Genomic DNA, 243 nt, shown 5'->3' with positions numbered 1-243 from the left:
TGCCTTCTAATAAATCTGGAATTTGGCTCGTTAAATCAAATACTTCGGTGTTGTCGTTACCTGTTGGATCGGATTCACAGATTTGGTACACATTATTGGTGCCAACAATATCTACTGTTGGCAACGGGTTGATGATGTAACCTTGTGGTACAACGGTATAACACTTTCTTCCGGTATGGTCGATGGTATTGTTACCCGAAACAGCGATGTAAACATATTGTACCAAATTAATTGGATCGTTGG

1 protein-coding gene is annotated in these 243 nt (G+C 39.9%); it reads right to left on the bottom strand.

The window, feature by feature from the left end:
- On the bottom strand, nucleotides 1–243 hold a 243-nt coding region (locus tag G6042_RS00205), incomplete at both ends, for a hypothetical protein (RefSeq protein WP_169522310.1).

Origin of the sequence: Flavobacterium solisilvae (assembly GCF_012911605.1) — a bacterium.
Lineage (GTDB): Bacteria > Bacteroidota > Bacteroidia > Flavobacteriales > Flavobacteriaceae > Flavobacterium > Flavobacterium solisilvae.
The sequence above is the reverse complement of the archived record's forward strand: the minus strand, read 5'-3'. Positions and strand labels throughout refer to the sequence as shown.